General features: G+C 56.7%; 28 protein-coding genes. 11 read left to right on the top strand and 17 right to left on the bottom strand.

All coding sequences use genetic code 11. The annotated features are described in order from the left end of the window. The first annotated feature begins 88 nt into the window (after nt 1-88). The 4 genes from AAC632_RS07420 to AAC632_RS07405 are packed head-to-tail and all read left to right on the top strand — an operon-like array spanning nt 89 to nt 2880. On the top strand, nt 89-535 hold the full coding sequence (locus tag AAC632_RS07420; protein WP_340297238.1) for a GNAT family N-acetyltransferase: 447 nt from the start codon (nt 89-91) through the stop codon (nt 533-535). After that, a complete protein-coding gene (locus AAC632_RS07415; protein ID WP_340297240.1) occupies nt 525-1928 on the top strand; it encodes a DUF2927 domain-containing protein in 1404 nt (467 codons plus the stop codon). The genes AAC632_RS07420 and AAC632_RS07415 overlap by 11 nt, the downstream gene beginning before the upstream one ends. Nucleotides 1929-1950: 22 nt before the next feature. Then, nucleotides 1951-2124 (top strand): hypothetical protein, encoded by a 174-nt coding sequence (locus AAC632_RS07410; RefSeq protein WP_317655964.1) that lies wholly within the window; start codon nt 1951-1953, stop codon nt 2122-2124. 57 nt (nt 2125-2181) lie between these two features. Beyond that, the gene (locus tag AAC632_RS07405) at nt 2182-2880 is read left to right on the top strand and encodes a M48 family metallopeptidase (protein WP_340297242.1); all 699 of its coding nucleotides are present in this window, start codon (nt 2182-2184) and stop codon (nt 2878-2880) included. Here AAC632_RS07405 and AAC632_RS07400 read toward each other — a convergent pair. From AAC632_RS07400 to AAC632_RS07345, 12 genes are all read right to left on the bottom strand, one after another. Continuing rightward, complete coding sequence (locus AAC632_RS07400; protein ID WP_340297244.1) at nt 2877-3422, bottom strand: RSP_2648 family PIN domain-containing protein; 546 nt, start codon at nt 3420-3422, stop codon at nt 2877-2879. The genes AAC632_RS07405 and AAC632_RS07400 overlap by 4 nt on opposite strands. Further along, nucleotides 3419-4627 carry an RSP_2647 family RNA methyltransferase gene (locus AAC632_RS07395; protein ID WP_340297245.1) on the bottom strand — a complete coding sequence of 403 codons (1209 nt, stop codon included), beginning with the start codon at nt 4625-4627 and terminating at the stop codon, nt 3419-3421. The genes AAC632_RS07400 and AAC632_RS07395 overlap by 4 nt, the downstream gene beginning before the upstream one ends. 47 nt (nt 4628-4674) lie before the next feature. After that, nucleotides 4675-5040, bottom strand: a complete 366-nt coding sequence (locus tag AAC632_RS07390; protein ID WP_340297248.1) for a DUF6778 family protein — start codon at nt 5038-5040, stop codon at nt 4675-4677. Then, complete coding sequence (locus AAC632_RS07385; RefSeq protein ID WP_340297250.1) at nt 5024-5350, bottom strand: DUF6778 family protein; 327 nt, start codon at nt 5348-5350, stop codon at nt 5024-5026. Before AAC632_RS07385 ends, AAC632_RS07390 begins: the two co-directional genes overlap by 17 nt. Nucleotides 5351-5544: 194 nt before the next feature. After that, nucleotides 5545-5718, bottom strand: coding sequence for an RSP_7527 family protein (locus tag AAC632_RS07380; RefSeq protein WP_340297252.1), 174 nt, complete (start codon nt 5716-5718; stop codon nt 5545-5547). 126 nt (nt 5719-5844) lie between these two features. Next, nucleotides 5845-6930 carry a hypothetical protein gene (locus AAC632_RS07375; RefSeq protein ID WP_340297254.1) on the bottom strand — a complete coding sequence of 362 codons (1086 nt, stop codon included), beginning with the start codon at nt 6928-6930 and terminating at the stop codon, nt 5845-5847. A gap of 70 nt (nt 6931-7000) precedes the next feature. Continuing rightward, nucleotides 7001-9685: an ATP-binding protein gene (locus tag AAC632_RS07370; RefSeq protein WP_340297255.1), complete on the bottom strand. Its 2685-nt coding sequence runs from the start codon at nt 9683-9685 to the stop codon at nt 7001-7003. Beyond that, a complete protein-coding gene (locus tag AAC632_RS07365; RefSeq protein ID WP_340297257.1) occupies nt 9685-10020 on the bottom strand; it encodes a hypothetical protein in 336 nt (111 codons plus the stop codon). Before AAC632_RS07365 ends, AAC632_RS07370 begins: the two co-directional genes overlap by 1 nt. Then, nucleotides 10021-10425: a response regulator transcription factor gene (locus AAC632_RS07360; RefSeq protein WP_340297258.1), complete on the bottom strand. Its 405-nt coding sequence runs from the start codon at nt 10423-10425 to the stop codon at nt 10021-10023. It lies immediately after the preceding gene. A 113-nt stretch (nt 10426-10538) separates the two neighbouring features. Next, nucleotides 10539-11894 (bottom strand): short-chain fatty acyl-CoA regulator family protein, encoded by a 1356-nt coding sequence (locus AAC632_RS07355; protein ID WP_340297259.1) that lies wholly within the window; start codon nt 11892-11894, stop codon nt 10539-10541. 64 nt (nt 11895-11958) lie between these two features. After that, entirely contained in the window at nt 11959-12240 is a 282-nt protein-coding gene (locus tag AAC632_RS07350) for a hypothetical protein (RefSeq protein ID WP_445322477.1), read from the bottom strand. A 77-nt stretch (nt 12241-12317) separates the two neighbouring features. Then, the gene (locus AAC632_RS07345; protein ID WP_340297261.1) at nt 12318-13643 is read right to left on the bottom strand and encodes an aspartate aminotransferase family protein; all 1326 of its coding nucleotides are present in this window, start codon (nt 13641-13643) and stop codon (nt 12318-12320) included. Between the two features lie 330 nt (nt 13644-13973). Between AAC632_RS07345 and accB the strand changes: the two genes are divergently transcribed. From accB to aat, 3 genes are all read left to right on the top strand, one after another. Then, nucleotides 13974-14471: an acetyl-CoA carboxylase biotin carboxyl carrier protein gene (gene accB, locus AAC632_RS07340; protein ID WP_340243073.1), complete on the top strand. Its 498-nt coding sequence runs from the start codon at nt 13974-13976 to the stop codon at nt 14469-14471. A 13-nt stretch (nt 14472-14484) separates the two neighbouring features. Beyond that, nucleotides 14485-15837 (top strand): acetyl-CoA carboxylase biotin carboxylase subunit, encoded by a 1353-nt coding sequence (gene accC / locus AAC632_RS07335; protein ID WP_340297263.1) that lies wholly within the window; start codon nt 14485-14487, stop codon nt 15835-15837. A gap of 74 nt (nt 15838-15911) precedes the next feature. Then, nucleotides 15912-16568, top strand: a complete 657-nt coding sequence (gene aat / locus AAC632_RS07330) for a leucyl/phenylalanyl-tRNA--protein transferase (protein ID WP_340297265.1) — start codon at nt 15912-15914, stop codon at nt 16566-16568. On the opposite strand, the gene AAC632_RS07325 is transcribed toward aat, so the two are convergent. From AAC632_RS07325 to AAC632_RS07315, 3 genes are read right to left on the bottom strand one after another with little or no spacing between them, the layout of a single operon-like run. Continuing rightward, complete coding sequence (locus AAC632_RS07325; RefSeq protein ID WP_340297267.1) at nt 16532-17209, bottom strand: DUF2155 domain-containing protein; 678 nt, start codon at nt 17207-17209, stop codon at nt 16532-16534. The genes aat and AAC632_RS07325 overlap by 37 nt on opposite strands. A gap of 1 nt (nt 17210) precedes the next feature. Next, nucleotides 17211-17663, bottom strand: a complete 453-nt coding sequence (gene mlaD / locus AAC632_RS07320) for an outer membrane lipid asymmetry maintenance protein MlaD (protein ID WP_340297269.1) — start codon at nt 17661-17663, stop codon at nt 17211-17213. A 39-nt stretch (nt 17664-17702) separates the two neighbouring features. Further along, nucleotides 17703-18080 carry an NADH:ubiquinone oxidoreductase subunit NDUFA12 gene (locus AAC632_RS07315; RefSeq protein ID WP_445322478.1) on the bottom strand — a complete coding sequence of 126 codons (378 nt, stop codon included), beginning with the start codon at nt 18078-18080 and terminating at the stop codon, nt 17703-17705. Between the two features lie 161 nt (nt 18081-18241). On the opposite strand from AAC632_RS07315, the gene AAC632_RS07310 reads away from it, so the two are divergent. The 4 genes from AAC632_RS07310 to AAC632_RS07295 all read left to right on the top strand — a co-directional run bounded on the left by AAC632_RS07310 (nt 18242) and on the right by AAC632_RS07295 (nt 22902). Continuing rightward, a complete protein-coding gene (locus tag AAC632_RS07310) occupies nt 18242-19534 on the top strand; it encodes an O-acetylhomoserine aminocarboxypropyltransferase/cysteine synthase family protein (protein WP_340297271.1) in 1293 nt (430 codons plus the stop codon). A 451-nt stretch (nt 19535-19985) separates the two neighbouring features. Then, a complete protein-coding gene (locus tag AAC632_RS07305; RefSeq protein WP_340297273.1) occupies nt 19986-20309 on the top strand; it encodes a hypothetical protein in 324 nt (107 codons plus the stop codon). A 123-nt stretch (nt 20310-20432) separates the two neighbouring features. After that, nucleotides 20433-21017 carry a hypothetical protein gene (locus tag AAC632_RS07300; RefSeq protein ID WP_340297275.1) on the top strand — a complete coding sequence of 195 codons (585 nt, stop codon included), beginning with the start codon at nt 20433-20435 and terminating at the stop codon, nt 21015-21017. A gap of 142 nt (nt 21018-21159) precedes the next feature. After that, nucleotides 21160-22902 carry a hypothetical protein gene (locus AAC632_RS07295; protein ID WP_340297277.1) on the top strand — a complete coding sequence of 581 codons (1743 nt, stop codon included), beginning with the start codon at nt 21160-21162 and terminating at the stop codon, nt 22900-22902. Here the strand turns inward: AAC632_RS07295 and mgtE are convergent. Together mgtE and glmM are read right to left on the bottom strand one after the other, a co-directional pair. Then, the gene (gene mgtE, locus AAC632_RS07290) at nt 22899-24287 is read right to left on the bottom strand and encodes a magnesium transporter (RefSeq protein WP_340243090.1); all 1389 of its coding nucleotides are present in this window, start codon (nt 24285-24287) and stop codon (nt 22899-22901) included. The genes AAC632_RS07295 and mgtE overlap by 4 nt on opposite strands. Before the next feature lie 108 nt (nt 24288-24395). Beyond that, nucleotides 24396-25739, bottom strand: coding sequence for a phosphoglucosamine mutase (gene glmM, locus AAC632_RS07285; protein ID WP_340297278.1), 1344 nt, complete (start codon nt 25737-25739; stop codon nt 24396-24398). Between the last annotated feature and the right edge of the window lie 4 nt (nt 25740-25743).

Here is a 25743-nt window from a genome sequence, read left to right as displayed (position 1 = left end):
TATCACCCAAAACAACACCAGTTTTCGCCAAATTTGCGACAGAATCTGTGGATACATCCGCAACAGCAATTGGTAGTCGGAGTAACATATGCCCAGCTCAATCGATATTTTGCCCTTGCGCCCAGAGGATCGGAGCGCGTGGGAGGGGCTGTGGAAGGCCTATCTCGCATTCTACGAAACCACCCTCGCCGAGGCGGTGATTGATCTCAGCTTTACCCGCTACAGCACCCCTGCGCATGGCGATATGATGGCATGGTTGGCATGGCAGAATGGGCGCGCAATTGGTTTGGTTCATGTCATCTCTCACGCTCACGGGTGGAAGGCCGAACCCGTAACATATCTGCAAGATCTGTTTGTCGCGCCTGATGCACGCGGGCAGGGTATCGGGGCCGCTTTGATTGACCATGTCTGCGCCGATGCCACAGCGGCAGCGCGGCCTTCGGTGTATTGGCTGACACAAAGCCACAATGCGACCGCGCGGCGGCTTTATGATCGCGTGGCAACGGATACGGGCTTTGTGAAATATGCGAAATAAATTAAACCGCGCTTTTGGCTTTTTGGCGCTGCTCACGCTGTGCGCCTGCATGGCCGATATGCCGCGCGATGATGCGGCGGCGCGTCTTGCGCCCGCATTGGACACATCCTCATCTGATCTGCCAAATTTTGGTGCGCCAAACCCAATCCGTTTCTCGCGCAGCAACCAATCCTTAGCTGAAGATTTCATGGCCCTCAGTTTTGTTTTGGAATCGGGGCGGCAAATCCCACGGATCAGCCGTTTTGAAGGGCCGATTACTGTGGCCCTTACCCCGTCCGCCCCACCTGCATTGGAGGGGGAGCTGTCGCGCCTGCTGACCCGTCTGCGCACCGAAGCGGGGATTGCGATCAGCGCAACCGCCTATCGCACGAACAGCCCCGCAAAAATCACAATCGAGGCCCTGCCCGCTGAACGCATTGCGGCTGCCGTGCCTCAAGCGGCCTGTTTTGTCGCGCCCAATGCCAGCACATGGCAAGAATTCATCCGCCAAAGAGGGCGCGTCACCTCCGATTGGGCGAGCCTCACCACCCGAAACCGCGCGGCTATTTTCCTGCCCGCCGATGCCAGCCTGCAAGAAATGCGTGATTGCCTCCACGAAGAATTGGGGCAGGCTTTGGGGCCATTGAACGACCTATATGACCTGACCGACAGTGTCTTTAACGATGACAATTTTCATGCGGTGCTCACCACGACCGATATGATGTTTCTGCGGATCTTCAATGACCCGTCCCTGCAAAGCGGCATGGGTCAGGCCGATATCGCAGCGCGCCTGCCCGCGATTTTGGGGCGGATCAACCCGACAGGCGGTGTTGTGTCTAGCATCAATCTGGCCAACCGCGACAATCGGGCATGGTCAAATGCCATTGGTCGCGCGCTTGGCCCTAATATGCCCGAAGGACAGCGCCTTGAACACGCGCAAGCGGCGCTCAACATTGCGCAACGCTCAAACATGCGCGATGCGCGTTTGGGATTTAGCTATTATGCCTTGGGTCGGATTGCCTTGGCCCGCGACCCTGATCGTGCCGCAGCGGCCTTTGCATCGGCGCAAGATATATATCAACGCATGCCCAACACCGATGTGCAGCGCGCCCATATCGCGATGCAAATCGGGGCCTTGGCCCTCGCGCGCGGGGATATGACCGCCGCGCTTTTGCAAAGCACAACCGCCCTTCCGATTGCGCGGCGCAGTGAAAATGCCCACCTCTTGGCAAGCCTTTCAATGCTGCGCGCAACAGCACTCGAAGGATTGGGGCGCGGGTCTGAGGCGCAGAGATCACGGCTTGAAGCCTACGCATGGGGCCGCTATGGGTTTGCGGATCGCAGCCTGATGCAAATTCGTTTGGGCGAAATCGCAAATCTCGCTCCAAACGCAACTCAAGCCGCGCGCAATTAAGACGAGAAAAGGACAGCTTCGCATGATCCCCTTGCCCGCACTTCTTGGCCTTTTGGGCGGCATTGCCCTCGGCCTCTTTATGGCCTTTCGCAAAAAGGGCAATAAGCTAGACCTCTTGCATTATGGCGCGGTCTGCGGGCTGATCGGGTTCACTTTGGGCTATTTTGTGATGTTGGTCGTGCCTGCCCCCGTTTAGGCAACCCTTGCATAAGCACCCCTTGTCCGAGGCGCAGTCCCGCGCCATATCAGCCTTATGTTGAAGCTGACCCCGATCCTTTTGGCCATTGGCTACGCGCTGCTCAGTTACCAGTTCTCAAGCTGGCGACTGAAGCGAGAGCTTGACGAACGCTCAACCCGTTTGGTCGATCCGCGACTGCGCGAAATCTCTAAGCGGATGGCCAAGGTGCTCGAGCTTGAGGATATTCCCGTCCATCTCTACGAGGTTGATGCCATCAATGGGCTTGCAGCACCAGATGGGCGCATTTTCATTACCCGTGGTTTTTATCAAAAATATCGCGCGGGCGAAGTCACCGCCAAAGAGCTGGCCTCGGTGATCGCGCATGAATTGGGCCATGTCTCACTGGGTCACACCAAGCGGCGGATGATTGATTTTTCGGGTCAAAATGCAATCCGTGTGGCCCTCAGCAGCCTTTTGGGGCGGTTGATCCCCGTTGCGGCGGTGGGGATTTGGGTCGCCAATATCCTCACCTCTCTTTTGGCCGCGCGCCTAAGCCGTGCCGATGAATACGAGGCGGATGCCTATGCCGCCTCATTATTGACGGCAAGCGGCATCGGGACAGAGCCGCAAAAATCGCTCTTTCGGAAACTCGAAGCCCTGTCTGGCGGAGGATTGCGCGGGGGGGCGGCGTGGCTGATGAGCCATCCAAGCACGGCTGATCGGATCAAAGCCATCGAAACCCTAGAAGATAAATGGCGCGGGCAAATCCGCTAATCTGCAAGGCGTTTCGCCAATTTTGGCAGGCGCGCGCGCTTTAGCATTTTGCGCAGATCAGACGGCGCCTCGCGCAAATCATTCATGCGCGCCAGAACGCCCGCGCAAATTTTGGCCACTAAGTCAGGCTTCTGCGCCCAGATATCGCACAGATAGCTGTCAGGATGTAGGGCCACGATATCATGACCCGCCAACTCAGCCCGCGGAAAATCGCGCAGGTTAAAGGTCAAAATGGCTTCGGCCTTTCCCGCGATGGCGGTGGCCAACACATGAATATCAGCACGATCAGGCAGATAAAGCCGCGCTTCCATCTCAGGGTCCGCTTCGATGACGGCAGCGGGGAAATTGGCCCGCAGCAGCGCAATTTCGCCGCGTGCAATCATCCCCCCCTCAGGCCCAAGATTACGTTCTGCGGCACGGGCCCATTCCTCGAGAATGCGATCTGACCACAGGGGCGTCATCTGCCCTGCCTGCGCAAGCCCCATCAAACAGTCGCGCAGAACCGTAGGATAAAGCACACAGGCATCAAGACAAAGCCTCATGGCATTAGGCGGAAGGCCAAAGCCTTCAGATAGCCTGTTGCAGTCAAACTTGGATGTTGCGGATGATCAGGCCCCGCGAAGCCCGTATAGATCAATCGCGCCTCACGCCCCGCGCGCCCGATGCCGCGCAAACACGCGGCGCGGAATTTTTCCAGATCCGCCGCGTGCGAACAGGAGCATAGGATCAGAACACCCCCCTCAGCCACCAAAGGGGCTGACAAACGTGCAACACGTTCATAGGCGCGCAGGCCTTTTTCCAAAGCGGGCTTGGACGGCGCAAATGCAGGTGGATCGGCCACGACAAGATCAAACTGCGCTGCCTCGCCTGCCAAGGCCTCAAGAACGTCAAAAGCATCCCCTTGGCGGGTGGAAAATCGCGCCTCGGCCCCCATGGCCTTGCCCCCTTGCGTTGCCAGATCAAGCGCCGCTTGCGAGGCATCAACCGACAGGGCCGAGCGCGCACCCGCCGCCAGACTTGCCAAGGCAAACCCGCCGACATGCGAGAATACATCCAAAACCCGCGCATCCTTGGCCAATTGCGCAGCAAAGGCGTGGTTGGGGCGCTGGTCGTAAAAGAGACCCGTCTTTTGCCCCCCCATCACATCGGCCATATAAGTGGCCCCGTTCATGACCACGGGCAATGGCCCAGAAATCGGCGCGCCAGAAAGCTGCACCATCTCCTCGGGGAGGTTTTCCGCGGCGCGCGCACGGGACGTGCCGTTCTTGATCAACGTTTCAGCGCCCGTCACATGGCGCAAAGCGGTGGCGATCTCCTCAATCCGATCTTCTAGCCAAATCGCATTGGGTTGGATCACCAAACAGTCTCCAAAGCGGTCAACGATCAGACCTGGCAACCCATCGCCCTCGGCATGGATCAGGCGGTAATAGGGGGCGGGATAGATCTTATGGCGCAGGTCATGGGCCGCTTGGATTTTTGCCTGCAGCCACGCAGACTCTATCACGACATCCGCGCGGCGCTCCAAAACCCGAAAAGCAATCTTCGCCTCAGGTGTCGCGATGCCAAGGGCCAGCGGATTGCGCTCGGCATCCTCTAAAATGGCAAGACTGCCTGCCGCAATCGCGCGGCTGCGGCGATCAAGCACCAGATCATCGGCCCAAGCCCAAGGGTGACCAAAGCGGATGGCACGCGCATCGGCCTTGGGACGCAGACGCAAAACGGGAAGGGGCGAAGGATTATGTGTCATGCCCCGCCTTTAGCCCATTATACCGCACCCTGAAAGAGGGCGCGAGATTAGAATGTGACGCCCGATGGGGCCACAGGCGGTCGGAATTCGGAAATCATCCAATCATGCATACGCGCCTCGATGCGCGCACGCTGGGTCAGACCCATGGCTTCGGCTTCTACGGCGCGCCGCCCGCCATAAGCGGCAAAGGTCAAGTCACGCGATGCGGGGCCATAGACCAAGGCACCCGTTGTCGCGTCATAGAGCGAAAAGGTGAATTCGATCTCATGCTCACCGCCAAAGGTGCTGCGCACCAAGGGTGTTTGGGCATGAAAGAACGACACGTTGAGTTGCAAAACCACGTCACGGCTTCCCTCGAAGGCAGGAAGAAGCCCGCGCATAGGCCGCTCTAGAATGTCACGCAACTTGGGCATAGCGATCCCCATAGGACTCATCCTGCCACAAAAGTTCGACATTGGGTTTCATGGTATTTGCTTCAGAGGTGCTGAGGCGGCGCGGCACATTCACACGCACATCCGTGATCCGCCAGCCCCGCTCGCGCATCAACGCCGCAAGGGCGGGTTGGGATTGTGCCGATGGGTTTGAAACATTCCCAGCAACATCGAAAAAGGTGGATGTGTCAAAGGCGTTGGTCGCTTCGCGGGTTACTGTCCCGTTCGAGACACAGGCCGAAGCCGAGAGCGCCACGGCAACAAGGCCTAATGCGGTAGTCAATCGTGACATATCTTCCCCCATTCTGGGTTTATTCCCTATCGCAGTGGCCAGAATAGGCGCAGATGCGACTCAAGAATTGTGCTGTTTTCAGCACCAATGACCCATAAATGAGGCGGAAATAAGAAAGCCTCGGCACATTGCCGAGGCTATTCTTGATCTCAAACCCCTGCGCGCAAGGGCCGCGCGAGGCGAGGGCCGTAAAATTAGGCCAAATGCGCCGCTTGTTTGCCACCCAATTTTGCGACAGCGCGGAAGGGGGTGCCAAGTGCGTTAAAGAGTGCGCCAAAGATTTCTTTCATCGCTTCGGCGCGCAAACGGCGTGCTTCAAGCTCTACACGGCGAACATCAGCGAAAGAATAAACAGAAGCAGTTGTCATTTCATTTCTCCTATATGGCTGTCACATCAGCCTTTCTGCTATGCAGCATATGGGACAGCATAGGTGACTTACCACTGCCGATTTGATCATCCCGCCATGCGCCAGACGCATAGCTCATTCAAAAGCCTATGCGCCTGGCGGCAAAGGTGCGGCTTCCACTGCAGGCAGTGCGGGCATCTCAGGCAGGTCAACCGCAGGCGGCGCTGCTGTAGGCGGCGGCGCAAGCCCGCCAGTCGCACGCATCGTAATTTCTTTTCCAAGGCGCACAGCGCGCATGCCTGACTTTTGCCCCAACCGACCGCGCAACACGGCCCGCCCTGTCACATCCTCAAGCCGTATCTCGGTCAATGTTGCATCTGTAAACGGCAGCACAGTGCCGACAGACAGCCCCTCAACCGCAACAAAAGGCAGTTTGCGGCGCATCAAAATGGCCCCAAGCGAAACGCTGGCCTCGCCAATTACAGCGCCCCATGCGGCGCGCCATTTCTGCCGATCTGCCTTGGTGAATTTGCGCAGCTTTTTGGGGGCTTGGGCCACGGCATAGGCGCGCCCAATGACAGGCAGGATCAACGCGATCTGCCCCGATTTCACCCCGCCGCCCAACTCAAGGCTTAATTTCCACATGTGGTAATCCCGCTCCTCCAAAATCAAAGGCAAGCGATGACGTTCTTCTACAGGTTCCCCCAAAGACAGACGCAACGGCCAATCGCGGGCTTGAAAATCGCCGAATTCCCGCGCGCAGCTTGCCAAAAGCAGGTCGATAAAATCGCGCACCAACACGATATCAACCCGCGTCACGGGGCGGGCGGGGCCTGTTTGCGCCTCAACCCGGCCCGTTGTCTGCACCTCGACCATGGCATCGACAATGCCTAAGGACAGCGCCACCGCGCCGTAAATCATAGCTTCTCCTGCACCAGTTTGATCGGGCACTTGCCCCTCGAGAAGGGCGACAAACCCGTCTGTGGGCATGACCGTGCCCAGATCCCCCAGATCGCGGCCCAAATGAAAGGTCGAGTCCAACGCATTCGGGAAAAGCGTGCCGTAACTGTCACCTGCTGCAATCAAGGCCCGCTGCACCCCACGGATCACCCGCGCCTCTTGCCGCGGATCTGGCGGGGTCGTGGCACTGGCTTGCCGCGGCAGATCACGGCCCAGTATTTTGGACAGGATCCGCGTGTGATCGGATCGATTTTTTGAAATGCCTTCTGTCATCCTGCGCGCTTTCTGCCCCAAAACTCATCGGCCTTTCGGGGATCATAGCCGCGCAAAGGTTGAGCAAAGTTTAAGCCGCGCGCGCCTCCGCTTTGGGAAGGCGCACCAAAAACACGGCTCCGCCCTCTGACGGCACATAGTGCAGCCCTCCGCCAAGGCGCTGCATGATCTCGCGGCTGATGGCCAGACCCAACCCCGCGCCTTGTGCGGGGCGCGTGCCATCAAGGCGCACGAATTTCTCGAAAATCAAACCTCTCTGGCGTTCAGGAATGCCTGCGCCATTATCGGCAAATTCCACCTCAAGATGTCGCGCTGTCTCGCGCAGGGTGATGGTGAGGCGCGGGGCCTCTGCCTCGCAATATTTCTGGGCGTTCGAAATCAAATTGATAAAGACCTGCGCCAAACGATCTGCGTCCGTGTTCAAACGAAAGCCCGCCTCCTCCGTCCCATTGTAAATGATCTCAAGGCGATGGCTTTCCTCAAGGGCGGCGGTGGCATTGATCGCCCGCTCTAAGACCCGCGCGAGATGCACCTCACTGGGGTTCAGAGAGACATGGCCATTCTCAAGAACGGATAAATCCAGCAAATCATCCAAAAGCCGTGTCAGACGGCGGCTTTCATCATGGATGATCTTCGAGAACCGCGCCCGCGCCGCATCATCCAAACCGTCAGATTGCATCAGGATTTCAGAAAACGCGCGAATAGAGGTCATAGGCGTGCGCAATTCATGGCTGATCTGCGATAGAAACGCATCTTTTTGCACAGAGAGTTCCGTCAGCTTTTGGTTCACCTCGCGCAAGCGCGCCGCGGTGCGGGCCAATTCCGCCGATTGCGCCTCAAGTTTCGATGAATATTCCATAATCTGCGCGGTCTCATCGGCCACAGCCAAAAGGTCTTGCACCGACACGCCTGCGCCGCCCGTAATTTGCCCGACCATCGCATGGGCTGTTGCAGCACCGACAGACCCCGCCAGTTCGCGTTCAAGGCGCTCCAGAAAATCGGGGGTTGGATCGGGTAATTCACTGTCCCGCCCCTGCGCGCGGGCCGCCTGCCCAAAGAGGCGCGCAGCACGCCCTGCCCCTAAAATACGCCGCGCCATGATCAAAAGATCATCAGCCGTGCCCTGCGCCGCCTGCCACCCCGATGGGGCATGGGTATAGTCAAACACTTTGACAAATTGCGCGCCTTGCAAGCGCTCTAGCGGGGATGGAAAGCTTGCCAAAGACACCACGATAAACACAACCGTGTTCAGCCCCAAAGACAGCACCATCGCCGTCAAAAGCGGGTCTGTTCCAGCCATGCCAAGGAAATTATTGGGGCGCAGCCATTGCACCCCCATTGGCCCCAAAGTCAGCACATCATGCAGCAATTCACCCGCAAAGGCATTTGGCAGCAACAGCAGCCACGCCCAAACGGCAAAGCCCGTCAAAATGCCTGCCCCTGCCCCAAGCCGCGTGGCCCCGCGCCAGAATATGCCCCCTGCAAGCGCAGGCAAAACCTGCGCCACACCCAAAAAGGCAATCAATCCCATTGCGGCCAAAGCCTCGGTTCCACCAGAGAGGCGGTAATAGGCAAGACCCAACGCCATGATCCCAAGGATCGAAAACCGCCGCGCCATGAGGGCCACGCGGCGCATATCGCCAGACATCGGATCATCGTGGCGCGTGGCGCGCAGCCAGACAGGCATGATAATATGATTCGACAACATAGTAGCCAAGGCCAAGGCCGCCACAATGACCATTGAGGTGGCGGCAGAAAACCCGCCCAAAAACGCAAGCAGGGCTAGAAATTCTCGCCCCTGCGACAAAGGCAGGGTCAGAACGAACAAATCAGGGTTCGCGCCTTGCGGCATTTCTTGCAGACCAACCACGGCAATTGGCACCACAAAAATCGAAATCAGCAGCATATACAGCGGGAAGGCCCAAGCCGCCGTTGCCAGATGCCGCTCGTCAGAGTTTTCTACGACCAAAACCTGAAACATCCGCGGCAGGCACAAAATCGCGGCCCCCGATAACAGTGTTAAACCGACCCAACGCGCGCCATTGGACGAAATCGAGGCAAGCGGGCTTGCATCTATCCGCGCCAACATATCCATCGGGCCAGAGGCCACACCCCAGACCACGAATACACCCACGGCGATCAGAGCGAACAACTTGACGATGGCCTCTAGGGCAATTGCCGAAACCAGACCCGGGTGACGCTCATTCACATCCAAAGAGCGCGTCCCAAATACAATGGTAAAGAGTGCAAGCCCCCCCGCGACCCATATGGCCATCAGGCCTGTATCCATCTCACGACCTGAATTTGGCGTGATAAAGGCAGAGAAAGACAGCGTCACCGATTGCATCTGCAAGGCGATATAGGGCGTGGCCCCGATCACCATGAGGATGGTCACAATCGCAGCCAATCCCCCCGATTTCCCATATCGAGACGAGATCATATCCGCGATAGATGTGATCCTTTGCGTGCGCCCGATGCGCACCAATTTTCGCAAGATCCAGAACCATCCGATGAAGACCAAGGTCGGGCCAAGATAGATCGTGATAAACTCAAGCCCTGATCGCGCGGCAGACCCGACCGCGCCGTAAAATGTCCATGCGGTGGTGTAGATCGACAATGACAGCGTGTAGGTCACAGGAGATTGCAGCCAACGCGCTTTGCCCTCGGCTGCGCGTTTCTCCGCCCAAAAAGCCGCGCCAAAAAGCCCCACCACATACAGAACCGCAACCGCGACCAACCCGTCAAAGGACAGCATCACCCCTCCCCCGATACTGGATCGGCCGCAGGGTCTAGGAGGTCTGCGGTGGCATCTTCGCGCTCAATCTGGCGCAGCGCGCGCGACAGAATATAGGTGATCACAATCAAGATTGTCCAAACCGCAAAAAAATAGACAAGCCAGAATGATATCCCCCCTGCTAGTTGCTCGCGCGGGGTCAGGATGAAGGCGGGGCCAAAGAACAACAAACCCCCAAAGACAGGCATCAAGGCAGCCGCATCGCGCAGGCGATTCTTGCGATAGCTTTCGCGCTCAAGAAACAAATGCCTGCGCGCAGGGGGCGCCGCGCGGGACGTGTCGCGTGGGGGGCTCATTTAGGCCGATCCTTTTTGCGCGGCTGATTTTGCCCCGCGGTCGTCCAAAATTTGGGTCAAAAGCTGCAACATTTCGGAATTGGAAAAGGGTTTGGTCAAATAGGCATCTGCCCCTAACCCAAGCGCCGTCTCGCGATCCTTGGCTTGGCCTTTTGCGGTCAGCATGACCACAGGCAATGCCTCCGTGCTCGGATCAGCGCGCAGGTCACGCAGAATATCCAAGCCCGATCTGCCAGGCAGCATGACATCTAATACGATCAGATCAGGGCCATAGCGTTTGACCTCATCCACGGCGGTGGCCCCATTGCCGTGGCTGCGCACCTCCATTCCAGCACGCGAGAGGATGAACGTGATGGCCTCAAGAATATTGGCCTCATCCTCAACCAGCAAAATGCGGTTCGTCATGATGTCCCTCCCCAAAGCAGATATGGGCTTGGCATTTGCGCCTTCTGTCCCACGCTGCTTTTCCTATGGAATCCCCGCGACACCGCTTTTGTCAATCGTTCTGCATCAAGACGCTAGGCCAGAACAGAAGGCACGCGGCGCGCGGCACAGGCGTCACGCGGGCAAACATGGCAACCCGACCCGATGGGAAGCGCGGTTTGCGGCAGGGCATTCTCGGCGTCCTGCAAAGGACTTAGAAGCATCGTTGCATTCAAAATTGGCGCGGCTGCAAACCCCGCACCGCCGCGTGGTTGCGCTACCGCCCATGCGTGGTAGGCCAAACCATTGGGCAATTCCAAAACCCCATCCGTTGGCATCATCGGACGCGACAGCGCGGTATATAGCGGCCATAAGGGGCAGCCCGCCCCAAAGCGCGGAATCGAAAACCCCGTGATACGTTTGCGGAACATCAGCGCGCCCGAAGCATCGCAAATCGCAAGTCCAAATTCAGGCATATCAGGGTCAGGCGGAAGCGTGGCCAAGCGGCGCAAGATCAAGGCCACATCCCCCTGCCCCAGATGCAACAATTGAGACGGGTTATAGCCCGCGGATTTGGCGGCTGATTGAAACTGCCCCAAGGGAAGTCGCGCAGCATCTTGCGCATAGGCCTGCAACATAGCACGCGCCAAATCCCGCGCTGTGCGATCCTCCATCCCAGCAGCGCGAGCAATCACCGCGTCTATCGCGTCCACGCCATGCGCCTCAATCGCCGCAAAATGATGCCCTGCCGCGTCAAACATGGCCTCAACCGTTTCTTGCGCTGTTGAGCTTGCGCCATCATTTGCATCACCTTGTTGCTCGAAATGGCTGAGCATTTGCGTGGCCCGCAACGATAGGCGTTCTGCCTCCTCGTTTAGGTTACGATGAAAGCGGGCACGCCATTGCGTTTCGAGATCAGGTTCGCGCACCAAAATGTCAGCGGTTGAACGGATGGCGGCAACGCTTGAAAGAATTTCATGCATGGCTTCAGCCAAAACGGGGTCATTGGCCAATCGATCCTGCAAACTGTCAATCATCGCCTCAAGTGCGGTGATCCGTTTTTGCTGTTGGGTCAAAACCCCCGACCATCCAGGAAAGCGGCCAGACAATTCATCTATGCGATCCAATTCTGGCTCGGCCAAAAGGTTCGGGCGCAAATCTGTCGCGGCCTTGTGCAGCGCGTCAAAAACCGTTGCGTCCGCGCCTGATGACAGGGCGGTCGGCTCGACCGATAGGGCGCGGGCAATATCGACCAATAATTTACCGCCAATTCGGCGGCGGCCATGCTCAATCAGATTGAGATAACTGGGCGAAATCTCGACCGCCTTCGCCAAATCAGCCTGCCGCATCCCCAAAGCACTGCGGCGTTGGCGAATGCGACTGCCTGTCAGCGCGCTGCTTGAAGGCAGGGCGGCGTTTTTCGTGTTAGGGGGCAGGTCAGCATGGCTCATGATCCCTGCTTATCGCAAGTTAGGCGGCCTTGTAAAAGAATTTACTAACCACCTCTTGCCTGCCCTACTGGTTGCAGATCATGCGCCCTTCTTCGGTGAGGATTGGCAGTAAAGTGGTTTCGACCACGCCGTTATAGAGATACCAGTAACAGTTATCTTCCATCAGACGCACGCGGGCAATGTCTTGCCCATCCGCCGCCAACTCGACCAAAGCCTCTGGCAATTCAACCAAATAGCCCTCGTCATCCACAGGCGGGCTTGTGACGCACCCTGACAAAAACGCGGCCATCGCCACGGCCCCTGCTGCAAATCGCAGATTTGATCCGGTGAAGTTCAGTATCATCACGACAGAGGCCCCCTATGGCGCATTTGGTTTTTATGTGGGCAAGCACTCAGCCGCACCCCGCTGTTCGTCAAATCAGATCAATGCAGTTTTTTCAACACATCTGCCAATGTTCCGATCAATTGATCAATATGCGATTTCTCAATGATCAACGGCGGTGACATGGCGATAATATCGCCTGTGGTGCGGATCAAGATGCCTTTTTCATAAGCGTCAAGGAAGGCTGCAAAGGCGCGCTTGGCTGGCTCGCCTGCAATCGGCTCTAGCTCGACCGCACCAATCAAACCCATATTGCGGATGTCTTTGACATGCGGCAGGCCATTCAGGCTATGCAGCGCCTCTTGCCAATACGGGGCAAGTTCGGCTGCACGCTCAAAAAGGCCCTCTTCTTTGTAGGTTTCAAGCGTAGCAATCCCTGCCGCAGAGGCAATCGGGCTGCCTGAATAGGTGTAGCCATGGAAGAGCTCAATCATATGTTCTGGGCCTTGCATAAAGGCATCGTGAATTTCTTTTGTGGCCAGAACCGCCCCCATGGGGATCACGCCATTGGTCAAGCCTTTGGCACAGGTGATCAGATCAGGCATGACCCCGAAATGTTCCGCAGCAAAGGACGAGCCCAGACGACCAAACCCTGTGATCACCTCATCAAAAATCAGCAAAATGCCATGTTTTCGGGTGATCTCGCACAGGCGCTCAAGATATCCTTTGGGCGGCAGAAGCACACCCGTTGAGCCCGCCATAGGCTCTACAATCACGGCGGCAATGGTTTCAGGCCCATGCAGGGCCACGATCCTCTCCAGATCATCGGCAAGATGCGCGCCATGCTCAGGCTGACCTTTGCTATAAGCGTTTTCGGCCAAATGCGTATGCGGCAGGTGATCAACACCTGTCAGCAAACTGCCGAAGAATTTGCGGTTATTGACGATGCCACCCACAGAAATCCCGCCGAAATTCACACCGTGATAGCCGCGCTCGCGTCCAATCAGGCGGGTGCGGCTGCCTTGGCCGATGGCCCGCTGATAGGCCAGCGCAATTTTCAAAGCCGTTTCAACAGACTCAGAGCCCGAATTCGTAAAGAACACATGCTCAAAAGGCGCAGGCGCCATATCCCTCAGGCGAGAGGCCAATTCAAACGCCACCGGATGCCCCATCTGGAACGCAGGCGCATAATCTAATTCGCCTGCCTGTTTGCGGATGGCTTCGACAATTTTGGGACGATTATGCCCTGCATTGCAGCACCACAACCCTGCCGTGCCATCCAAAACATCACGGCCATCAGCAGTTTTGTAGAACATCCCATCGGCTGAGACGAGCATCCGAGGCGCTTTCTTGAACTGCCGATTGGCGGTAAATGGCATCCAAAATGCCGAAAGATCATTGGGTGTGTTCGACCGATCCAAAGCCATGATGCATCTCTCCCTTGGCAAAAGCGCCCTAGTTCCATTTCCAAGAATATGAACGCCTTTATTGACAGTCGCGCAAGAGGGAACAGGGCAGATCTATGCGCATATCCTCAATCATTGCATGCGCAATCGTTCTGGCCTATCACAGAAGATGCAAATACAGATAAGGGAAGAAATGCGCATTCGTTGCAAAAGAAGCATAATTTTTTGACCATCTGGTGCTTTCCACTCTGGCCGAGGTGGCATATAGAACTTCTGATTTTGCGGCAATTTAGGGCGCAAACATAAGCGAAGGGCTCAGCCAAAGGCGGGCGAATAATCTGCGAGGGATCCATGAGCAAGAATACGCATGACGGTGACGTTGGCTTTATCAAAGCCTTGGCCGAGTTGCTGCGCGAAAACGATCTGACCGAATTGGAAGTTATCCGCGAGTATGGCGAAGATGACAGCCTGAATGTGCGCGTGGCGCGGCAAATCCATGCGGCCCCAGTTGCGATGGCCCCTGCCCCAGTTGCAGCAGCCCCTTCTGCAGCGGCCCCCGTTGCCGCCGCCGCACCCGCAGCGGCCCCTGCCGCCGCCGAAGACCCAACCCAAAGCCCAAATGCGCTGACCTCTCCAATGGTGGGCACCGCATATCTCGCACCAGAACCTGGCGCGGCGGCATTTGTCTCGGTGGGCGATAAAGTCACTGAAGGTCAGCCCGTTTTGATCATCGAAGCAATGAAAACCATGAACCAAATCCCAAGCCCGCGCGCAGGCACGGTGAAGCGAATTTTGGTGGAAGATGGCTCACCCGTGGAATTCGGCGCGCCATTGATGATCATCGAATAAGATGGCTGCCCGCATGTTCAAAAAAATTCTCATCGCCAATCGCGGGGAAATCGCGCTGCGCGTGATCCGTGCCGCGCGCGAAATGGGTATTGAGACAGTCGCCGTGCATTCCACCGCCGATGCTGATGCGATGCATGTGCGCATGGCCGATGAAAGTGTCTGTATCGGCCCGCCCACCAGCACCAACAGCTATCTGTCGATCCCCTCTATCATCTCGGCATGCGAGATCACGGGGGCCGAAGCGATTCACCCTGGCTATGGGTTTCTCTCCGAGAACGCGAATTTCGTGCAAATCGTAGAGGATCACGGGATCAAATTCATTGGCCCCTCTGCCGAGCATATCCGCATCATGGGCGATAAAATCACCGCTAAGGAAACGGCAAAGGCGCTTGGTATTCCTTGCGTCCCCGGCTCTGAGGGGGGCGTTCCCGATCTGGACGCGGCCAAGAAAGTCGCCGCCGATATGGGCTACCCCGTCATTATCAAAGCCACTGCAGGGGGCGGCGGTCGCGGCATGAAAGTGGCGCAAAGCGCCAAGGACTTGGAAAACGCATTCCGCACGGCGCGCAGCGAGGCGAAATCTGCCTTTGGCAATGACGCGGTTTATATTGAGAAATACCTCACCACGCCGCGCCATATTGAGGTGCAGGTATTTGGCGATGGTAAGGGCAATGCAGTTCATTTGGGCGAGCGGGATTGTTCTCTGCAGCGCCGTCACCAAAAGGTCTTCGAAGAGGCCCCAGGCCCCTGCATAAGCGAAAAGGAACGCGCCGAGATCGGGGCGATCTGTGCCAATGCGATTGCCAAAATGGGATATGAGGGTGCTGGCACCATTGAATTTCTCTACGAGAAAGGCGCGTTTTATTTCATCGAAATGAACACCCGCTTGCAGGTGGAGCATCCCGTGACCGAAGGGATTTTCGGGGTGGATTTGGTGCGCGAGCAAATTCGCGTGGCAGCGGGCCTGCCGCTCAGCTTTGCGCAGGAAGATTTGCAGATCAACGGCCATGCCATTGAGGTGCGGGTCAACGCGGAAAAAGTGCCACAATTCTCCCCCTGCCCCGGCAAGATCACGCAATACCACGCCCCAGGTGGCTTGGGTGTAAGGATGGATAGCGCGCTTTATGATGGCTACCGCATCCCTCCTTATTATGACAGCTTGATTGCCAAGCTGATCGTTCATGGCCGTGACCGACCCGAGGCGCTTGCCCGCCTCAAGCGCGCCTTGTCAGAATTGATCGTGGATGGTGTCGACACCACGGTGCCCTTGTTTCACGATTTGCTCGACCAAGAGGCGGTGCAAACAGGCCAATATAACATCCACTGGCTAGAACATTGGCTGGAAGAAACCTTCGGCAAGGCCTAATTCTGGCACAAAATCAAAGATCACAGGCCAAAATGCGTGAAGCATTTTGGCCTTTATCATGCTAAATTTCACTCATGCCCGACACCCAAGCCGCCCTTGAAATTACCCCGCAACTTCTGTTGCAAGCCTATGCAGCGGGCATATTTCCAATGTCCGAGGGCCGCGATGACCCAAACCTATTTTGGGTTGAGCCAAAACGGCGCGGGATCATTCCCCTAGACGGCTTTCACATATCCCGCAGCCTTGCCCGCAGGATCCGCCAAAACCCATTTGAGATTAGGATCAATAGCGATTTTGCAGGTGTTGTGGCCGCCTGTGCGGATCGGGACGAAACATGGATCAATGCGGAAATAACCGCTTTATACAGCGCTCTGCATGAGAAAGGATTCGCCCATTCCCTTGAGCTGTGGCAAGGGCGTGATCTGGTGGGTGGTGTCTATGGGGTGGCGCTTGGGGCTGCGTTTTTTGGGGAAAGTATGTTTTCGCGGGCGCGTGATGCCTCGAAAATTGCGCTCGCCTATTTGGTCGCGCGCCTCAATGCAGGCGGGTTCACGCTCTTTGATGTGCAATTTACCACGCCCCATTTGATCCGCTTAGGTGCTATCGAGATCTCGCGCATCGACTATCGCAAGCGGCTTGATGCGGCGCTTAAGAAACATGCAGATTTCATAGCAGGCGGGGGCCTATTCACCCCTCAGGATGTGCTACAGCGCAACACCCATACATCATAGCGCGGGTGATCAAAGGCGATCAGCGCGGGGCTGGAGGCCACCATCCATCCATCAAACAAGGCCCGCCCATCGGTATCGGTGATGCGCATATGGGCGAAAGCATCTGAATTGGCGTCACCCTCAGGATAACGGCACGCAACCATTTCAACCGTGATACGGCCAAGCCGCGCCGCGGCCCCCGTCGCCAATTCCAAATCACGCGATTGCGCCAAGGTTTTGTCCAAGGCGCGCAACAGCGCCCCCGACCCAGTTTCTGTTGCGATTTCTGTTATGGACGTCACGCCGCCCAAATCAGGTTCAGCGGGGCTTGTTTCCAAGAGGACACCCGATTGGCCCGCACCGCCATTATCGGTCTGGGTCACATCCCCGTTTTCCTCTTGCGGCACGATCACAGGCGCCACCTCCCCCATAACGGGGGCAGGCGCGATGACTGTGCCGCTGCCAAGCGGAAGGCTGCCTTCACCAAAGGTTTGCGGGCGGCTTGTCTCTGCGCCAGTATCAAGCGGCAAAGGATCAATCGGGATCACAACAATGCCATCGGCCGACATTTGCCCATTCAAACCCAAGGATTGATCTTGCGCGCCCACAGGGCCTACACAAAAGGCTGATAGCAACGCCAATCCCGCCAGACGCGTCCGCATGTTACTGCCCAGACCCCGAGAAGGCGCGCATCAGCAAGGTAACGAGGCTGACCGAACTTTGTGTGTTTAACACCTCATCCCCAGCGGCCAAGTTAAACGGCGAACCACCCGGTTGGATGTCAACGAATGACCCACCCAAAAGCCCCTCTGAGGCGATGCTGACAATGCTGTCATCAGGCAACAGAATATCGTCACGGATATTCAAGGTCGCTTCTGCGCGGAAGGTGGCAGGGTCAAGACTAAGGCTGCTGACGGTGCCAACCCGAACGCCCGCAAGGCGCACATCTGTGCCAATTCCAATCCCTTCTGCAGAGCGGAACAGCGCCGACACCTCGTAGCTCGACCCCGTGCTGCGCCCGATCCCGCCGATTTCAGCGGCATAGAGCAGAAAGCCCGCAGCTACGGCCAAGACCGCGCCGCCAACCAAAATTTCGCTCAATCTATTTTCGGCCATCACGGAACCCCTCTCATGCTGCCAAAAAAGCGCACAGGCTTATTCGGGGCTCCATGCCTCGTAATCCTTGCGCGCGACTGGTGCGGCCTGACGCAAAGAGCCCGCAGGCGCATAGGCCGCCTCTGACCCCGTCAGATTCATTTCGTGCTCTTTTTCCCATGACTTGCGCGCAATCGGCGCATCGGCAGGGGATTTATCCCATGTGTGATGCAACCAGCCATGCCAATCGGGGCTGATGCGGCTGGCTTCGGCCTCGCCATTGAAAATCACCCAACGGCGTTTGCCATCGCGGGATTGGTAGAACACATTGCCCTGCGCATCCTCACCCACTTTCTGGCCCTTCCGCCAAGTGTAGAGTTGCGTTCCAACCGTCTGACCATTCCACCAAGTCACAAGGCGCAGCAGGAATGAGAGCATGACAATCTCCAAACTAAATCGCGTGTCGTTTTGTCTTCTAATGCCGCAACGCGCCGCTAAGGTCTAGGGGCAATGCCAATAACAACTGCGACAGATGTTGTTTTGCACACGCCAGCGCCCTAAACATAACCTTCAGGGAAACACGCGAGGAGAAAAACGCCATGTCCGACCCCAAAAGCTTAAAATTTGACACGCTGCAGATCCATGCAGGTGCGCATCCAGACCCTGCAACCGGCGCACGCCAAACGCCGATCTACCAAACCACGGCCTATGTGTTCAAAGATGCTGATCACGCGGCGCGTCTGTTTAACTTGCAAGAGGTCGGCTTTATTTACTCGCGCCTGACCAACCCCACAGTCGCTGTGCTCCAAGAGCGGATCGCGACCCTAGAGGGCGGTGTTGGTGCGGTTTGTTGCTCGTCTGGTCATGCGGCGCAGATTATGGCCCTGTTTCCGCTCATGGGGCCAGGCTGCAACATCGTGGCCTCTACGCGCCTTTATGGCGGCACAGTCACCCAATTCAGCCAGACCATCAAACGCTTTGGGTGGTCTGCAAAATTTGTTGATTTCGATGATCTTGACGCGGTGAACGCGGCGATTGACGGCAACACCCGCGCCGTGTTCTGCGAGGCCATCGCAAACCCTGGTGGCTATATCACCGATCTGCGCAGCATTGCGAATATCGCCGATGGCGCAGGTGTCCCTTTGATTGTGGATAACACCTCCGCGACACCTTATCTCTGCCGCCCAATTGAACATGGCGCGACATTGGTTGTGCATTCCACCACAAAATATCTCACGGGCAATGGCACTGTCACAGGCGGCTGTGTGGTTGATAGCGGCAAATTTGACTGGTCAGCCAGTGATAAATTTCCTTCGCTCTCGGCACCTGAACCCGCCTATCACGGCCTAAAATTCCACGAGGCGTTGGGGCCGATGGCCTTTACCTTCCACTCAATCGCGATTGGCTTGCGCGATTTGGGGATGACCATGAACCCGCAAGCGGCGCATTACACGCTGATGGGGATTGAGACATTGTCGCTTCGGATGCAGCGCCATGTTGAGAATGCTGCGAAAATCGCTGCATGGCTTGAAAAGGATCCCCGCGTTGATTTCGTGACCTATGCGGGTCTGCCATCCTCCCCCTATCATGGGCGGGTCAAGGATATCTGCCCCAAGGGTGCAGGCGCATTGTTCACCTTTGCTGTGAAAGGCGGATATGAGGCTTGTGTGAAACTGGTAGATGGTCTTGAGCTGTTCAGCCATGTCGCAAATTTGGGCGATACGCGTTCGCTGATCATTCATTCAGCATCCACCACCCACCGCCAGCTGACCCCAGAACAACAACAAGCAGCGGGGGCCGCACCCAATCTGGTGCGTGTGTCCATTGGGATTGAAGATGCAGATGACCTGATTGCCGATCTTGATCAGGCCTTGGCCAAAGCAACCGCGTAAACCTTGCACCACTGAAAAAGAAAAACCCCCGTCCAAACAGATTTGGATGGGGGTTTTTGATAGCTTCGGGCAGAGGCCAGTGTCGGCTGCTAAACTGGGGACTGGCCTCTGCCCCGGGCTACGATGGGGTTACGGAGTAGCCCGCACCCAACCTGCAAGATTGGCCAGCTGCAGGAGGGGTGTTCGAATATCTGCGGAAAAGTCCCAAATTGACACGCCCGACTAAAGCGCTTGCATCAAGAATTCAGGTCTGAGATTTCCCCGTGGATCGCATGTGACACATTGGGCGCTCGTTTTCAATCATTTTGATTATTTTTTATGAATTTCAATGCAGAGAAGACGTTGCATTTGGGAAACATATATGAATTATAGTTACATATAGATGTGAGATATGAGCGGCTTGGCGGCGAGATTGGTATAAACGCGCGGCCGGTTAGTACGGAGTTTAAGCGTGGACCAAGGCTCGCTCAATGTGTTGTCGCGCATGCGCCAGCCTTTGGCGTCGCTTGAGCGGGACTTGGGCCTTGTCTCGCTGCCCAAAGTAGAACTTGATCTTCTATACGCGATCGACCTTTTGGCTGAAAATCCAGATGAGATTTTAACATCCGCAGAGATCCACAATCATCCGTTGATGCGAGACGTCCCCACAGCCACTTTCAATCGTGCGCTGAAATCCCTTATGAAAAAGGGGTTTATACAGTTGAATCCTGACAGTCGCGCCAAACACTATCGCAAGACAGAGCATTGGCCCCGTCTTTTGCAGCGTGACGATTGACATCAGTCAAATATAAGAACTTGCAATCTTTAGGCATGAGTAATAGGTCTTGATTCAAAACAAGACTTTAAGGTTGGTTATCGTAGCTCGGAGCGGGCTCTTACCTCCAAAGGAGTTAACCGCGTGGTTAAATGGTTTAGATGTCTTGCGGGACCTGCGTTCCTGCGCACTGTTTCACATTTGAAAACCGCATTTTTCGTTTCCGCAGGCCTGTTGGCTGCTGCGGCGATCACTCATGGCTTGGTGGGCCAAACCAATGCGACCCTCCATCATGCCACGGAGTCCGTTTTGATCTTCTTTGGCTTTGCAACCATTGCCAAAGTGCTGACCGCTTGGCTTTATTCACACTCTGGGCTTCTCTACGGCCTGCCAGGTATCGCGCTGACTGTATATATCTACGGCACCGAAAATGATGCCCATCTTTTCTTACTGGGCATGATCGGGCTCACGCTGCCCGTTCTCGCATTCAAACTGCTGGCTTTCTTGGGGCACTACACCACAGTTGCACAGCGCCAGTCATGGCGGGTGTTACCACCCGTCACTATCGCAAGTAGTGCAATTTTGATGATCTGTGCATGGGTGATGGCGCCTAATGCAGAATTTGGGCTTTCAGTACTGTTTGAATTGACGGCTGTCGTACTGTTTGATGCATGCCTGCTGATTGGTGTGCTGTTGATCGCCGTGGCCCTGACGCGCGCCTACGAGTAATGGCGCTGATCTCGTTCAAATTTTTATAAATATCGCGCTTATCTGGTTTATGCCCCCTGCAACTATCGTATAGAGTTGGGCGCAAGGAGGGAAAAAATTCGCCCCCCCCTTTGGCCCACTTAACGAGAAGCGCATCGGTATTTTGAGCACGGAGTTCACGCTACACCTGTCGCCCGAGGCCATTAGCCTTGCATCACGCCGCTCTGATGATGCGTGGGAGGTTGTCGTTCGCACCGCGCCAGATGCGGAGGATCTCAGCGCCGCTTTTGCGCAGATGAAATCTCTGATTGAGGCCGAAGACAACGCCCAAGTTTTGGTGATTGTCCCGCATGAGCAAGTTCTGTTTACAAGCTGCGAAGCCCCTGATGAGGCCACCCCCGCCGCTGAGCAGCGCGCAGTAGAGGCCAAATTGGATGGCCTCACCCCCTATGAATTGTCAGAATTGCAATATGATTGGCTGCGCACGGTTTCCGTGATCCAAATCGCCGCCATAGCAGCGGAAACCATCCAAGCCGCGCAAGAGTTTATAAAATCCTACGGGATCACGGCTGTGGCGTTGACTGTGGAAGCGCTGCCAGATGATTATGATGAAACGCCCATCTTTCGTTTGGCAAAGCGCCCCAAGCCGACACCGCATGTGCAAAACCTTGCAACCATCCCCGCCCCCAAGCGCAAAATTCGACTAGAGGATATCGCACTCTTCGTGCCGCGTTTTCGCAAAGGAATGGCCCTTGGTCTTGGAGGGGGGATTGCCGTGATTGTTACGGCATTTCTCCTGATGCCTTCTGCCCCAGAGCAAGATGTGACGCCTGAAGCCCCCGCAATTGTCGCAGCAACGCCCCCAGTTGCCGAACCTGCCCCAAGCGCGCCTGTGGCAAGCGGCCTGCCTGCGCCCGATGTGGCACTTATGGCGACACCGCCTACCCTTACTGCGCCAAGGCCACGGCGTGACGGCACCATCCTTGCCGCGATTGACCCGATCTTGACCCAACAAGATGCGCTGGCCCTACGCCCACCCTCGGGCGGCATCGGCGATGATGCCCCGCCGCCAATCCTCTCGCCGATCCCCTTTGGCACGGGCAGCGTTTTGAACAGCGCAGGTCTTGTCGATCCAACCCCTGAGGGGGCGTTGAACCCCGGTGGCGTATTGGTCTTTGATGCGGCGCCCCCCGTTGCGGCAATCCCGCGCCCTGATGCCATCCTAGAGGCGGCCCGTGCGGCACGGCTTGAGCAAATCGAAACATTGGCAGGCACGCTGCCACGCCTCAGACCTGAGAATTTCGCAGAAATCCTTGAGCGCCAGCAATTAAACGGCTTTACGCGCAGCGAATTGAGCAGCATCACGCCGCAACTGCGCCCCGCCTCGCTTCAAGAAATTGCCGAAGCAGCCCGCGCCGCCGAGGCAGCAGCCCTCGCCGTCAGTGAAGGACGCAGCGCCAATCAGGCCTTGATCAGCGACTTGGCTGTCGCAAGTTCGCTTTTGCCACAGGCCCGCCCCTCGGGCTTTGAGGCGGTGGTGGCCGCTGCAACACCTGCAAGCGCCGCTGCACCAAATGGCGTTGCCGCAGAGGCCTCCGCACAATCAGGTGCAGATGAGGAAATTGAGGCAGAAATCGCCGCCGTTAGCACCGACACCCCATCCGGCGAACGGGTGACCCGCGCCGCGACCAATCGCAATGCCATAAATTTGCGCGACACGAATTTGATTGGTGTCACTGGCCCTTCGAGCAGCCGCCGCGCCTTGGTGCGCCTGCCATCGGGTCGGTTTGTTACGGTCGAAGTTGGAGATCGTCTTGACGGGGGGCGTGTCGCCGCGATTGGCGATGACAGCCTTCAATACATCAAGGACGGCGAAAACATCACGCTAGAAGTGCCAAACGGCTAAATCAGGACAAGTGCGGCGAGGCCAAGAAAGGCGAAGAAGCCCACAACATCGGTGACCGTGGTCACGAATGTGCCTGAGGCGAGCGCAGGATCTGCGCCAAAGCGTTCCAACGCAACGGGGATCAATATCCCCGCCAATCCCGCCACAACAAGATTAACCACCATAGCGCCTGCAATCACGCCGCCCAAGAGAACGGAGTCGAACCAAACATAACCCACAACGCCCATCACAAGGGCAAAGGCCAAACCGTTCAAAGCCCCCACGCCCGCCTCACGCATCACAACGCGCCACAGGTTGGCGGAGGTGAGGTCGCGCGTTGCAAGCCCACGCACAGCCAAGGCAAGGCTTTGCGTTCCCGCATTGCCCCCCATAGAGGCCACAATCGGCATCAACACGGCCAAGGCCACCAATTGCGCAATCACCGCTTCGAATTGAGCAATCACCACCGAGGCCAAAATCGCTGTGCCCAAATTGACAAACAACCAAGGAAAGCGTTGACGCACAGTTTCAAAGGTCGTGTCGCTGAGGCTTTCATCCACGCCCAAACCTGCAAGGCGGCGCAAATCCTCTTCATTGACTTCATCAAGAACGCTCATCGCGTCATCAATGGTGATCACGCCCACCAATCGCCCATCATCATCGACAACGGGCGCAGAGATCAGGTGATACTGGTTAAAGGCGTAGGCGACATCATCTTCATCCTGCTTGGCAGGGATAGTGCGAAAGCTGTCTTCCAGAATGTCCTTCAATGATGTTGCCCGCGCGCTCGACAACAGCCGCCCAAGCGAGACATAACCCACAGGTTTCATTGCAGGGGTCACAAGAATGATGTGATAGAATTGTTCGGGCAATTCCGCTTTTTCGGAACGCAGATAGTCAATCATCTGCCCGACATTCCAATGTTCAGGCGCGCGCACCACCTCGCGCTGCATAAGACGCCCAGCAGACCCTTCTGGAAAACTCAGCGCTTGTTCAACCGCGACCCGATCGGCATCGTCAAGCGCGCCAAGAATGGCCCCTTGCTGATCTTCTTCTAGGTCTTCGACCAGATCAACAACATCATCCGAGTCCAACTCGCGCACAGCATCGGCCAGAACATCGCTTGGCAAAAGCGGCAGAATGTCTTCGCGGATTGACCAATCAAGTTCAGAGAGAACCTCACCATCAATCCCACGCGACCAAAGCGCCAGAAGGGCTGCACGCTCGCCGCTGGAGATTTGTTCGAGAATATCAGCGATATCAGCAGGGTGTAGCGGCTCCATCAACGCATCGATGGCATCTACATCCTCTGCGCTGACCGCACGCCGCAATTGCGCGCGCAGACTATCGTCCAACGCATAAGCGTCACGATCATCATCTAGATGGAGGTCTTGTTCGTCCAACATGATCCACCTCGCGCAACAAGATCAGGCCTTGCGCGGGGTATGACATTGCAAAGCCGATCTGAAAAGGTGGTTTTGCGAAAAATCCCAAAAGGGACAGTCAGCACGGGGTTACAGCTCGGCGCGAATGGCCGCCGCAATATCCCCAACCACAGCCGCCATGAGCCCCTCATCCTCGGCTTCGGCCATAACGCGAATGAGGGGTTCTGTGCCTGACTTACGGATCAAAATACGCCCCGCCTGCCCCAATCGGGCCTCTGCCTCGGCGATGGCGGCCTTGACTGATGCTGCCTCTAACGGGGCTTTGTCAGGTGAAAAGCGCAGATTCTCTAACATCTGCGGAACAGGATCAAAGCTGCGGGCAAGCGCGCTTGCAGGTTTGTTCTGGCGCACCATTTCAGCCAAGAATTGCAAACCTGCCATCAACCCATCACCCGTGGTGGCATGGTCGCTCATGACGATATGGCCCGATTGCTCACCGCCAAGATTGTAACCACCTGCGCGCATCGCCTCGACAACATAGCGATCCCCAACGGCCGTGCGGTGTAGGCCAATCCCGCGCCCGCTCAGGAACCGCTCCAATCCCAAATTCGACATCACAGTGCTCACCAAGGCACCACCTTTGAGACGGTTCTCATCCGCCCATCGCGCCGCCAACAGCGCCATGATCTGATCCCCATCCGCGACTTGGCCCGCCTCATCAATGATCACAATGCGATCAGCATCGCCATCAAGGCACAAGGCCACATCGGCCCCTGTTTCCTTGATCTTGGCAATCGCGGCTTGCGGCTTTGTTGAGCCGACATTTTCGTTGATATTGAACCCATCTGGGCTCACGCCAATCGCCACGACTTCGGCACCCAATTCCCACAGCACTTCGGGGGCGGCGCGATATGCGGCACCATTGGCGCAGTCGATGACAACCTTCAAACCTTCAAGGCTCAGACCTTGGGAGAATGTGCCTTTGACGCGTTCGACATAGCGGAAACGACCATCATCAATGCGCCGTGCGCGCCCGATATTGCCCGCTTGTGCAGGTTGAATATCCCCAAACACAAGGGCTTCGATCTCGGCCTCTGCCTCGTCTGACAGTTTAAATCCGTCAGGGCCAAAAAACTTAATCCCATTATCTGAGGCGGGGTTGTGGCTTGCGGATATCATCACACCAACATCGGCCCGCATGGAGGGGGTCAAAAGGCCCACAGCAGGGGTTGGCACAGGCCCCAGCAACAGCACATCCATGCCCGTGGAGGTGAAGCCCGCCGTCAGCGCATTTTCCAACATATAGCCCGACAGGCGCGTGTCTTTCCCGATCACAACACGATGGCCACGCTCCATATCGTGGCGGAAATAGCGCCCCGCCGCCGCCCCCAATTTCAGCGCCATATCGGCGGTCATGGGATAGCTGTTTGCCTGACCCCGCACCCCATCCGTGCCAAATAATTTTCGTGCCATTTTA

The sequence above is a fragment of the Roseobacter sp. HKCC-CH-9351 genome, assembly GCF_037830295.1.
Classification (GTDB): domain Bacteria; phylum Pseudomonadota; class Alphaproteobacteria; order Rhodobacterales; family Rhodobacteraceae; genus M30B80.
The sequence above is the reverse complement of the archived record's forward strand: the minus strand, read 5'-3'. Positions and strand labels throughout refer to the sequence as shown.

What these genes read in the sequence shown, in the direction of transcription:
- AAC632_RS07390 (WP_340297248.1), bottom strand. Translation starts at nt 5,040, where the DNA reads ATGCCCAAGTTGCGTGACATTCTAGAGCGGCCTATGCGCGGGCTTCTT.
- AAC632_RS07385 (WP_340297250.1), bottom strand. Translation starts at nt 5,350, where the DNA reads ATGTCACGATTGACTACCGCATTAGGCCTTGTTGCCGTGGCGCTCTCG.
- glmM (WP_340297278.1), bottom strand. Translation starts at nt 25,739, where the DNA reads ATGGCACGAAAATTATTTGGCACGGATGGGGTGCGGGGTCAGGCAAAC.
- AAC632_RS07380 (WP_340297252.1), bottom strand. Translation starts at nt 5,718, where the DNA reads ATGACAACTGCTTCTGTTTATTCTTTCGCTGATGTTCGCCGTGTAGAG.
- accB (WP_340243073.1), top strand. Translation starts at nt 13,974, where the DNA reads ATGAGCAAGAATACGCATGACGGTGACGTTGGCTTTATCAAAGCCTTG.
- AAC632_RS07375 (WP_340297254.1), bottom strand. Translation starts at nt 6,930, where the DNA reads ATGACAGAAGGCATTTCAAAAAATCGATCCGATCACACGCGGATCCTG.
- AAC632_RS07420 (WP_340297238.1), top strand. Translation starts at nt 89, where the DNA reads ATGCCCAGCTCAATCGATATTTTGCCCTTGCGCCCAGAGGATCGGAGC.
- AAC632_RS07400 (WP_340297244.1), bottom strand. Translation starts at nt 3,422, where the DNA reads ATGAGGCTTTGTCTTGATGCCTGTGTGCTTTATCCTACGGTTCTGCGC.
- AAC632_RS07410 (WP_317655964.1), top strand. Translation starts at nt 1,951, where the DNA reads ATGATCCCCTTGCCCGCACTTCTTGGCCTTTTGGGCGGCATTGCCCTC.
- aat (WP_340297265.1), top strand. Translation starts at nt 15,912, where the DNA reads ATGCCCGACACCCAAGCCGCCCTTGAAATTACCCCGCAACTTCTGTTG.
- mlaD (WP_340297269.1), bottom strand. Translation starts at nt 17,663, where the DNA reads ATGGCCGAAAATAGATTGAGCGAAATTTTGGTTGGCGGCGCGGTCTTG.
- AAC632_RS07370 (WP_340297255.1), bottom strand. Translation starts at nt 9,685, where the DNA reads ATGCTGTCCTTTGACGGGTTGGTCGCGGTTGCGGTTCTGTATGTGGTG.
- AAC632_RS07310 (WP_340297271.1), top strand. Translation starts at nt 18,242, where the DNA reads ATGTCCGACCCCAAAAGCTTAAAATTTGACACGCTGCAGATCCATGCA.
- AAC632_RS07360 (WP_340297258.1), bottom strand. Translation starts at nt 10,425, where the DNA reads ATGACGAACCGCATTTTGCTGGTTGAGGATGAGGCCAATATTCTTGAG.
- AAC632_RS07365 (WP_340297257.1), bottom strand. Translation starts at nt 10,020, where the DNA reads ATGAGCCCCCCACGCGACACGTCCCGCGCGGCGCCCCCTGCGCGCAGG.
- AAC632_RS07325 (WP_340297267.1), bottom strand. Translation starts at nt 17,209, where the DNA reads ATGCGGACGCGTCTGGCGGGATTGGCGTTGCTATCAGCCTTTTGTGTA.
- AAC632_RS07395 (WP_340297245.1), bottom strand. Translation starts at nt 4,627, where the DNA reads ATGACACATAATCCTTCGCCCCTTCCCGTTTTGCGTCTGCGTCCCAAG.
- AAC632_RS07315 (WP_445322478.1), bottom strand. Translation starts at nt 18,080, where the DNA reads ATGCTCTCATTCCTGCTGCGCCTTGTGACTTGGTGGAATGGTCAGACG.
- AAC632_RS07345 (WP_340297261.1), bottom strand. Translation starts at nt 13,643, where the DNA reads ATGGCTTTGGATCGGTCGAACACACCCAATGATCTTTCGGCATTTTGG.
- AAC632_RS07355 (WP_340297259.1), bottom strand. Translation starts at nt 11,894, where the DNA reads ATGAGCCATGCTGACCTGCCCCCTAACACGAAAAACGCCGCCCTGCCT.
- AAC632_RS07405 (WP_340297242.1), top strand. Translation starts at nt 2,182, where the DNA reads ATGTTGAAGCTGACCCCGATCCTTTTGGCCATTGGCTACGCGCTGCTC.
- AAC632_RS07415 (WP_340297240.1), top strand. Translation starts at nt 525, where the DNA reads ATGCGAAATAAATTAAACCGCGCTTTTGGCTTTTTGGCGCTGCTCACG.
- accC (WP_340297263.1), top strand. Translation starts at nt 14,485, where the DNA reads ATGTTCAAAAAAATTCTCATCGCCAATCGCGGGGAAATCGCGCTGCGC.
- mgtE (WP_340243090.1), bottom strand. Translation starts at nt 24,287, where the DNA reads ATGTTGGACGAACAAGACCTCCATCTAGATGATGATCGTGACGCTTAT.